This is a genomic window from Rhodococcus sp. no. 34 (assembly GCF_054589475.1).
The window spans coordinates 151499-160942 of sequence record NZ_BAAILK010000041.1; the positions used below are offsets into that span (position 1 = coordinate 151499).

At 59.7% G+C, this 9444-nt stretch carries 9 protein-coding genes; 7 read left to right on the top strand and 2 right to left on the bottom strand.

Features of this window, described 5'->3' with window-relative positions:
• The first annotated feature begins 403 nt into the window (after nt 1-403).
• Nucleotides 404-808 (top strand): hypothetical protein, encoded by a 405-nt coding sequence (locus tag ACYP01_RS18180; protein ID WP_230793128.1) that lies wholly within the window; start codon nt 404-406, stop codon nt 806-808.
• Between the two features lie 703 nt (nt 809-1511).
• Nucleotides 1512-2030 (top strand): DinB family protein, encoded by a 519-nt coding sequence (locus ACYP01_RS18185; RefSeq protein ID WP_322002231.1) that lies wholly within the window; start codon nt 1512-1514, stop codon nt 2028-2030.
• On the opposite strand, the gene ACYP01_RS18190 is transcribed toward ACYP01_RS18185, so the two are convergent.
• Together ACYP01_RS18190 and ACYP01_RS18195 are read right to left on the bottom strand one after the other, a co-directional pair.
• A complete protein-coding gene (locus ACYP01_RS18190) occupies nt 2031-3503 on the bottom strand; it encodes a mannitol dehydrogenase family protein (protein ID WP_459681593.1) in 1473 nt (490 codons plus the stop codon).
• A gap of 7 nt (nt 3504-3510) precedes the next feature.
• Nucleotides 3511-4521, bottom strand: coding sequence for an NAD(P)-dependent alcohol dehydrogenase (locus tag ACYP01_RS18195; protein WP_039973217.1), 1011 nt, complete (start codon nt 4519-4521; stop codon nt 3511-3513).
• 139 nt (nt 4522-4660) lie between these two features.
• On the opposite strand from ACYP01_RS18195, the gene ACYP01_RS18200 reads away from it, so the two are divergent.
• From ACYP01_RS18200 to ACYP01_RS18220, 5 genes are all read left to right on the top strand, one after another.
• A complete protein-coding gene (locus ACYP01_RS18200) occupies nt 4661-5659 on the top strand; it encodes a sugar-binding transcriptional regulator (protein WP_054826082.1) in 999 nt (332 codons plus the stop codon).
• A 63-nt stretch (nt 5660-5722) separates the two neighbouring features.
• Nucleotides 5723-7075 carry an ABC transporter substrate-binding protein gene (locus ACYP01_RS18205; protein WP_003941577.1) on the top strand — a complete coding sequence of 451 codons (1353 nt, stop codon included), beginning with the start codon at nt 5723-5725 and terminating at the stop codon, nt 7073-7075.
• Nucleotides 7072-8022 carry a carbohydrate ABC transporter permease gene (locus tag ACYP01_RS18210; RefSeq protein WP_019748978.1) on the top strand — a complete coding sequence of 317 codons (951 nt, stop codon included), beginning with the start codon at nt 7072-7074 and terminating at the stop codon, nt 8020-8022. Before ACYP01_RS18205 ends, ACYP01_RS18210 begins: the two co-directional genes overlap by 4 nt.
• Nucleotides 8022-8888 (top strand): carbohydrate ABC transporter permease, encoded by an 867-nt coding sequence (locus ACYP01_RS18215; RefSeq protein WP_003941600.1) that lies wholly within the window; start codon nt 8022-8024, stop codon nt 8886-8888. Before ACYP01_RS18210 ends, ACYP01_RS18215 begins: the two co-directional genes overlap by 1 nt.
• A 27-nt stretch (nt 8889-8915) precedes the next feature.
• On the top strand, nt 8916-9444 hold a 529-nt coding region (locus tag ACYP01_RS18220; protein ID WP_459681598.1), incomplete at its 3' end, for an ABC transporter ATP-binding protein.

The following is a 9444-nucleotide window of genomic DNA, read 5'->3' on the forward strand; positions in this document are numbered from 1 at the left end:
ACGATAGTGGGCCCCGCAACTGCGGGGCCCTTTCCCTGTCTGAAAAGCGCTGTCGGACTTGGGTCATCACCATTGAGGACTTCGTGCTCGATCACTGGAAATGAGAGCCAACGAGGGCTGTCTCGCCGTCCTTGTCTGCGTCGGATCCATTTTGCCGAGCTTCGTGAATTGCAGAATCCGCAGCCCGCGAGAGCTCAGTAGTTGCCTCGATCGGGTGCAAAAACGGGCAATCGGAACAAAACGCTTGTCGATGCGTTACAACTATTGTTAAAGTGTAACGACGAACTGCAAGTGAACAGCAACTTCAAGGTCTCGCTACCGGAAGCCGATGGGCGCCGGGGGAGATTCGTCTGCTGTCGATGGACGCGACGCCGTTGGGCGGCACGGATAAAGGCTCTGCGAATTGCGCCGGGTCGCACCCCTGATCAACCTGACAGACCAACGTAACGGAGAACATACTGTGACAATCAAGAACTCGATCGGGCCTGGTGTCGAAGCCGATCATGGAAACAGGCTGTTCGGCAACACTATTCGATCAGCTGAAGGTGAGGAACTGGTCCAGCGGCTGAATGCCATGTTCGAGCGAGCGAACAGCGCAGGTCAGGTGGTGAATCAACGAGAACTCTCGACCGTGCTTTCTGTGCGGAGATCCGAGGGTTCGCCGGGCGACCGGTCGATTCCGGCGCCTGACAGGCTGATGCATGCGATCGAGGGACTCTCGTACGAATCCCTTTCCCTGTTGATTTGTGCGGCCGAGCATTTACTGCGTTCGGAAGGGGTACATGTCGACTCGACGCCCTTCACGTGAGGGGCGACGAGACCCGTCGAGGAAATCGAAGTGATCGGTCCGTCGCCGACGAACGAGTATTTTGTCACGAACGGAATGACGTAGTTACGTCGTCGTTTGTAATTCTGTTGTGCGACCGGCGAATCAGGCCTCCGGCGTTGCTCGGTCGCACGATCCCGATTCCGCTGCTTCGAAGGCTTCTTGGTGCGCTCACGCGCCTCAGCGTCGAATCCTCTCCAGTCGTCGTGCGGTCCGCTCATGTCATCGCGGACTCGATCGATCGGCTACGTGGAATCAGTCGGAGTATGTCCAGTTCTTCGGCCGATCCGAGTAGCGACCGGCAAATCTTGTCGACGGAGTCAGATGCCGGCACCGAAATACGGATCAACATTCACCTCGGGAAGCCGCATGAAGTGAATTGACTATCGCAGTCTGCTGTTGTGGTGTGAACGCTGCCCAGGCGCTGGCGGAACCCGCGAGTTCAGGGACATCGTTCCATCCAGGGCTCTGTAGCCGGGCCAACGCCGCCTCGACCGTCCCGAAAACTTCGAGGTACGCATGTGCGTCGTCGCATGTGAAGGCGAGTTCGTATGGTTCGGCGTCGCCCCCGTCCCCGCCACACGAAGTAAGCATCAGCGCGAATGGAATCGCAATACCGAGCATGATGCGCTTCATCGGCCAATCGAAGCAGACCGACTCCGCTCCCGCGGACTATTCTCGATGCATGCCGATCACCCCGGATACAAAGAACTGGACCTGGGTCCTTGAACGCCCATGCGGCGAGTGCGGGTTTGATTCGTCCGCTGTGGCGTTCGCGGATGTTCCAGATCTTGTGCGTAGCAATGCCATCTCGTGGGCCGAGGTACTGGAGCGCGAGAACGTGACGGTGCGGCCAGACAGCGAAACGTGGTCAGCGCTGGAGTATTCCGCTCACGTGCGCGACGTGTTCAGGATCTTCAAGGTGCGGTTGGAACAGATGCTCGAATTCGACGATCCGAGATTCGAGAACTGGGATCAGGACGCAACAGCTGAGGCCGAGGGGTACAACGACCAAGATCCGGCAACGGTGGCATCGGAGCTGGCGGATGCCGCCGCAGCGGTCGCGAATGCCTTCGAAACCGTGCCAGAGGGCAGCCGCCAACGACGGGGTCTCCGCAGTGACGGATCGGCGTTCACCGTCGAATCGTTGGCGGCCTACTTCATTCACGATCCGATCCATCACCTGCACGACGTCACGGCGTAGTCAGAGCCCGCGCACCTCCTCGAGGGTTCTTCTGGCCCCGACGGAGTGCAACGAGTCGAGGATCTTTCGGAAGCTTGCGACAAATCGGCGATCGTCCACGAGATCGCCGAACACTTGTCGGTACCCGATGAAGGCCAACGGGTCGCTCGACTGTTTCTGGGCGAGCGGCACAAGAGTGTCCGACAGCTGATCGACGACGGTGATGGGATCTCCGTTCTCGTCTGTGCCCTCTGCGTAGCGTGCCCAGCTGGCGACAATTGCGGTGGACAGGTTGATCGACCCACCGGTGTCGAGTTGGGTCCGGATGACGGGCAACAGCCACTTGGGAATTCGATCGGACGACTCGGCGCACAGACGTGCAATCGTGTCGCGGACCTGGGGGTTCGAGAAGCGTTCGATGAGGGTCTTCTTGTACTGATCCAGGTCGACGCCGGGTACCGGATCAAGGGTCGGCGTCGCTTCCAGATTCATGTAGTCGAGCAGGAACCCTGACAAGAGTTCGTCCTGGCATGCCTCGTGGACCAGGCGGTATCCGGCAAGGTGGCCGAAGTACGCGATGCCTTGATGGCCGGCATTGAGAAGGCGCAGTTTCATCAGTTCGTACGGGCGAACGTCCGGCACGAGATTGACGCCGGCATTCTCCAGAGGTGGCCTGCCTGAGGTGAACTCGTCCTCGAGGAACCACGCGGTGAACGGCTCAGCCGCGACCGGCCACTGATCTTCCACGCCAAACGTCTCGGCGATCTCGGTGGTCACCTCGGCTGTCGTGACGGGTGTGATCCGGTCGACCATGGAGTTGGGGAAGGCGCCGTTCTCGTCGATCCATTCCGCAAGTTCGGGATCCTTCAGAGCGGCGAAGGCTCCGACAGCCGTCTTGGCGACCGATCCGTTGCCTTCGATGTTGTCGCAACTCATGATCGTGAACGGGGCGAGGCCCCGGTCGCGACGGAGTGCGAGTGCAGCACAAATCAGGCCGAAGGTGGTGCGGGGGAGTGTTCCAGGCTCGAGATCGTGCATTACATCGGGATCGGACGCGTCGAACTCGCCCGTAGTGTGCGAGATGTTGTATCCGCCCTCGGTGATGGTGAGAGATACGATTTTCGTCGATTCGGATGCCATCTTTTCGATCACCGCCTCCGGATCCTCTGGAGCGAACAGGTACTCGACGATCGACCCGATGACCCGGGCCTCGAGGGTTCCGTCGGAATGCTTGAGCGCCAGCGTGTAGAGGCCGTCCTGCGCGCGGAGTGCGTCTTTCATTCGCTTGTCCGACGGCATCACTCCCACTCCGCAGATTCCCCAGTCGAAGCCCTCACCGCGTCGCAGGAGAGCATCGATGTACATGGCCTGGTGTGCACGGTGAAAGCCTCCGACACCGAAATGCACTATGCCAGTGGTGACTTTGCTCCGGTCGTAGTTCGGCACTTCGAGTGCAGCATCGAAGTCGAGCAGGGTCTTCGTATTGAGTTCCATGAAAGTACTAGTCTCCTTCGGCGACAATGACTACGGCTTTGATGCTGCCGGGAATGCGATCGGCCACCAGGGCCTCTTGCGACTGTTCGAGTGAAAAGCGTGCTGTGACCATCGAGTCCAGATCGACGCGCCCGGCAGCGACCAATGCGGCGGCGATCGGCCACGTGTTGGCGTACCGGAACACTCCGGTCAGCATCAGTTCGCGATTCTGAATGATCGGGACCGGCAACGGTATCTCGTCGGCACCCATTCCGACCAGAACGACGGTCCCAGCGGGCCGAACTGCGTGAATCCCGTCGATCACCGCGGCCGTGGCACCCGAGGCGTCGATGAATGCGTCGACGGCCAGCGAGCGTACGTCGCCCTCACGTGGATCAACGACGGTTGTTGCGCCGAATTTCAGTGCCACATCACGTCGGGCCGCGTCGATGTCCGAGACGATGACTTCCGTCGCGCCGAATGCCTTGGCCACCTGCGTCGTCACGATTCCTACCGGGCCGGCGCCGGCGATCAACACCCGAGAGCCGGCAGTGATCCCCGCCTTCTGGGCTGAGGCGATCCCTACGGAGAGTGGCTCGAACAGCGCAGCTGCCTCGTAGGACACGGAATCTGCGATGGGATGGGCGAAGTCGGCACCGATCGTGACGTAGTCGGTCAGCGCACCGTCGATCGGCGGCGTCGCGAAGAACTCCATATGAGGGCAGAGGTTGTATCTGCCTGCCTTGGATTCGGGACTTGTCGGATCGGGCTTCTGAGGCTCGATGGAGACACGCTGCCCGATGCGTCTTGGGTCGACGCCGTCACCGACCGCAGCGATGCGTCCCGATGCTTCGTGTCCGAGAACGAGCGGTGAGTTGACTACGTAAGGGCCGATGCGACCTTCGTGAAAGTAGTGCGCGTCCGACCCGCACACGCCCACGGCATGGATGCGAACGAGGACTTCACCCGCCTTCGGGGACGGTCGTGGTCTCTCGACCATCTGCATCTTTCCGGTCTCGACGAGGACATTTGCCCGAATTGTCGCAGGTAGATCGACGGATTCTCCGGAAACTGTTGTGTGGGTCACAACGTAGATGTTAGCTTAATGAGCATAAGAACATCTAGTGAGCATTTGCTCACGATCGAGAAACTTTGAACCTGATGCACAAGGAGACCGTGTGAACCAGTCGGCTCAGCCCACAGGACTCAAGACGTCGAAGTTGCCCGCTTCCGAAGATGTGCGGCTCGCCTTGCGGGCAGCGACCATGTATCACCTCGAAGGTGCCACTCAGGCGGAGATTGCAGCGAAGTTGGGCGTCTCGCGGCCGACAGCCGGGCGACTGTTGGCCAGGGCGCGGACGCAAGGTTTGGTCAGGGTCGAGATTTTGGTACCGCCGGAGCTCGAGGGTTCGGTGAACACGGAGTTGGAATCGAAGCTGGAGAAGCACTTCGGGTTGGCCGAAGTGTTGATCGTCCCCGAAGCGATTTCGGATGCGGACGACCCGGACTTCGACGCACTCGGTCGACGAGCAGCGGAAGTTCTGGTTCGTCGTCTGCAGCCGTCGAGCGTTCTCGGGTTTACCTGGGGTCCGGAAACCGTTGCGGTAGCAGGATCTTTGCCAGACAAGGCCGCGAAGTGCTCGGCTGTGGTACAACTTGACGGCTCCATGACGGTGACCGACTACCAAACCGGTGTCGACTTCACCATCGGCCGATGTGCACAACAGTTGCAGGCCAATCCTATTCGTCTCAACGCTCCGCTGTATGCCGACCCGGCGACTGTGGAGTCGATGCGAAACGACTCGGTGATCTCGAAGGCGCTGCAAGCCGGAACTGATTCCGACATCATGGTTTTCGGAGTTGGTGCCGTCTCGACTGCCACGACTTTGTTTGCCGGTAGCTTCGTCGACTCGACCATGCTGGACGAGTTGGAAAGTCGAGGCGCTGTCGGTGAAATCGGCGGCCGTTTCTACACCGTCGACGGCAATCCAGTGGAGGGGCCACTGCCTGAGCGAACGGTCTCCGTATCGCTCGACGCAGTGAAATCCTGCGATCAGACGATTCTGATTTCGGGGGGAACACACAAACGCCAGGCCGTTCTGGGCGCATTGCGCGGAGGTTTGGCAAACGTACTCGTCACCGACGTCGAGTGCGCCCAGTGGCTGCTCGAAGGCTAGCGATCTCACGAGTTTCGCTGTCCGAGCGCGCGACTGACACGCAAGTGTGAAGGAAGGTAATCCGTGAAAACAGGAAGACGAGTGTGGGGCGCTGCCGCGGCGGCGCTCTGCCTCCTGGTGTCGGGATGTGCGGGCGCTGGTGCGCTCGGTGGTTCCGGCGAACGAACAGTCACCATCGCGATGGTGTCGAACTCGCAGATGCAGGACGCCATCAAGCTGGCGCCGGCTTTCGAAGCCGAGAACCCCGGCATCGACCTCAAATTCGTCAGCCTTTCCGAGAACCAGGCGCGCGCCAAGATCACGGCGTCGACGGCAACCGGCGGCGGTGAGTTCGACGTCGTGATGATCAGCAACTACGAGACACCTCAGTGGGCCGCAAACGGTTGGCTCACGAACCTGTCCGAGTACGCAGACAAGACGCCCGGTTACGACGAGGACGACTTCGTACCGTCGATCAAGACTTCTCTGTCGTACGAGGACAGTATGTACGCGGTCCCCTTCTACGGGGAGTCGTCGTTCCTGATGTACCGCAAGGATCTGTTCGATCAGGCGGGGATAACAGTTCCCGAAGACCCGACGTGGCAAGAAGTCGCAGGTTGGGCAGCGCAGTTCGACAACCCGGACGCCAAGATGGCGGGAATCTGCTTGCGCGGAAAGCCTGGCTGGGGTGAGGTACTCGCACCGCTGAACACTGTGATCAACACCTTCGGTGGACGATGGTACGACGAGAATTGGAATGCGCAGCTGACCAGTCCGCAGGTCGAGGATGCGGTTCAGTTCTACGTGGACACGGTCAAGGAGCACGGTCAGCCGGGTCCTGCCACAAGCGGATTCGGTGAATGTGCAACACAATTCGCGCAAGGCAACACGGCGATGTGGTACGACGCAACCTCAGCTGTGTCGGTGCTCGAAGATCCCGCCTCGTCGAAGGTGGTCGGCAACATCGGATATGCGAAGGCCCCGAAGGTCGAGAAGTCCGATCCTGGTTGGCTCTACACGTGGGCGCTCGGAATCCCGGAGTCGGCAAAGAACAAAGATGACGCCTGGAAGTTCATTTCCTGGATGACGAACAAGGACTACATCCAGAAGGTCGGAACCGAACTCGGCTGGTCGAGAGTTCCTCCGGGAAGTCGCCTATCGACCTACGAGATTCCGGAATATCAAGAGGCCGCACAGGCATTCGGTCCGATCACCCTCGAATCGATCAACAATGCAGATCCGAAAAACCCGACAGTGCAACCGGTTCCGTACACCGGCGTCCAGTTCCTCACCATCCCTGAGTTTCAGGACCTGGGCACTCGCGTCAGCCAGCAGATCAGTGCGGCCATCGCGGGTCAGAAGAGCGTGAAAGAAGCACTCGAACAATCCCAGCAGTATGCCGAGGTGGTCGGCAAGACCTATCAGGAGAACCGATGACTACGGTTGCCGAGCCCAGAACTACGGTGGACGACGCGCCACCGGTCCGTGTCGAAAAGAAGATCTCCCGCGCCGAGGGTTGGCGTCGTAGAGGTCCCCTGTTGCCGGCGTTGATCTTCTCGATCGTCGTCACCCAGATTCCGTTTCTGTTCACCCTCTACTACTCGACGCAGTCGTGGAACCTAGTCCGGCCGGGATCGCGGCACTTCAACGGGTTCGACAACTACATAGAGGTTTTCAAGGACAGTCAGTTTCGGGAAGTCGCGGTCAACACGGTCATCATGATCGTGGGAACCGTCATCGTTTCCGTGATCCTCGGACTCGCGCTGGCGCTGCTACTCGACCGCGCATTCCTTGGTCGGGGCATCGTCCGGACACTGCTGATCACGCCGTTTCTCATCACTCCCGTCGCCGGCGCATTGCTGTGGAAGACAACAATGTTCGACCCGGTGTTCGGTATCGTGAACTTTGTCCTCCAGCCTTTCGGCGTCGGCCAGGTCGACTGGGTCAGTAAGTTTCCGCTCGCCGCCGTCATGATCAATCTGATCTGGCAGTGGACGCCCTTCATGATGCTGCTCATTCTGGCCGGTTTGCAGTCCATGCCCCGAGACATTCTCGAAGCCGCACGAGTGGACGGAGCCAAGCCGTTTGCGATGTTCCGCGAACTGACGTTGCCGCACCTGCGCCGCTTCATCGAACTCGGTGCAGTTCTGGGTGCGATCTACCTCGTGAACACCTTTGACGCGGTGTACATGATGACCTCGGGTGGGCCCGGCGTGGCCAGCTCGAACCTGCCGTTCTACATCTACCAGCGCGCGTTCCTCGGCTTCGACGTAGGTCAAGCTGCGGCGATGGGTGTTGTAACAGTGATCGCGACGATCATCGTGTCGACACTTGCGCTCCGATTGATCTTCAAGAGCTTCACCGGCAACGAGGAGGCGGCGTGATGACTGCCGTAGAGACGACAAGCGCGACGGCCGACAAGCCCGTCGTCAAGAAAAAGAAGAGCAGCAAGTTCAGTCCGTGGTCGGTTGTGGCGTGGATCGCCGCTCTCGGGTTTTTCTTCCCGGTCTTCTGGATGGTCCTCACCGCGTTCAAGACCGAGGCAGACGCCTACACGGATCCGCCGAAGCTGTTCTTCACTCCCACCCTCGAACAGTTCCGTGCCGTCCTCGACTCCGGTCTCGGCACGACGCTGGCAAACTCCGCATTTGCGACGGCCATGTCGACGATTCTTGTTCTGCTACTGGGTGTTCCGGCTGCGTTTGCATTGTCGCTTCGCCCGGTAGCCAAGACTCAGGACGTTCTGTTCTTTTTCATCAGTACCAAGATGCTCCCAGTCGTCGCCGCAATCGTGCCGCTGTACGTGATCGTCAACGACATCGGATTGCTCGACAACATCTGGGCGCTGGTCATCTTGTACACATCGATGAATCTGCCGATCGCAGTGTGGATGATGCGTTCGTTCTTTCTCGAAGTCCCCGGCGAACTTCTCGAAGCTGCCAGCATGGACGGCGCGAGTTTGTGGACCTCGGTTCGCGAGGTGATCCTCCCGCTGATCTCGCCCGGAATTGCTGCGACTGCGCTGATCTGCGTGATCTTCTCGTGGAACGAATTCTTCTTCGCCGTCAACCTGACAGCTGTTCAAGCACAGACGATTCCGGTCTTCCTGGTCGGGTTCATCACCGGCGAGGGCCTGTACTGGGCTCGGCTCTCCGCGGCAGCGACCATGGCGGCATTGCCCGTCATCCTGGCCGGTTGGTTCGCCCAGAACAAACTGGTGCGCGGCCTGTCCTTCGGTGCAATCAAATAATTCTCCTCACCCTCTCAGGAGTTCGTCATGGCTGAAATCTCGTACCAGAAAGCGTCTTGCATCTACGAAGGTGCCGGGACCCTCGCTGTCGATTCACTCGATCTCGACATCAACGACGGGGAGTTCATCGTGCTCGTCGGTCCGTCAGGTTCCGGAAAGTCCACGGCCCTGCGCATGTTGGCAGGGCTCGAGGACATCGATTCCGGCGCGATCACCATCAACGGCAAGGACATGACCGATGTCCCGTCCAAGGATCGCGACATCGCAATGGTCTTCCAGAATTACGCGCTGTACCCCAACAAAACCGTCGGGGAAAATATGGGGTTCGCGTTGAAGATGCGCGGTGTGCCCGTCGAGGAGCGTAAGAAGAAAGTGGCCGAAGCGGCCAAACTGCTTGACCTGACTGACTATCTCGACCGCAAGCCGGCCAAGCTTTCCGGTGGTCAACGGCAGCGAGTTGCCATGGGCCGAGCTATCGTTCGTGAACCGCAAGTGTTCTGCATGGACGAGCCGCTCTCCAACCTCGACGCAAAGCTACGCGTCCAGACCCGCACGC

Coding starts and splice junctions, on each gene's coding strand:
- ACYP01_RS18185 (WP_322002231.1), top strand. CDS start 1,512: ATGCCGATCACCCCGGATACAAAGAACTGGACCTGGGTCCTTGAACGC.
- ACYP01_RS18190 (WP_459681593.1), bottom strand. CDS start 3,503: ATGGAACTCAATACGAAGACCCTGCTCGACTTCGATGCTGCACTCGAA.
- ACYP01_RS18210 (WP_019748978.1), top strand. CDS start 7,072: ATGACTACGGTTGCCGAGCCCAGAACTACGGTGGACGACGCGCCACCG.
- ACYP01_RS18215 (WP_003941600.1), top strand. CDS start 8,022: ATGACTGCCGTAGAGACGACAAGCGCGACGGCCGACAAGCCCGTCGTC.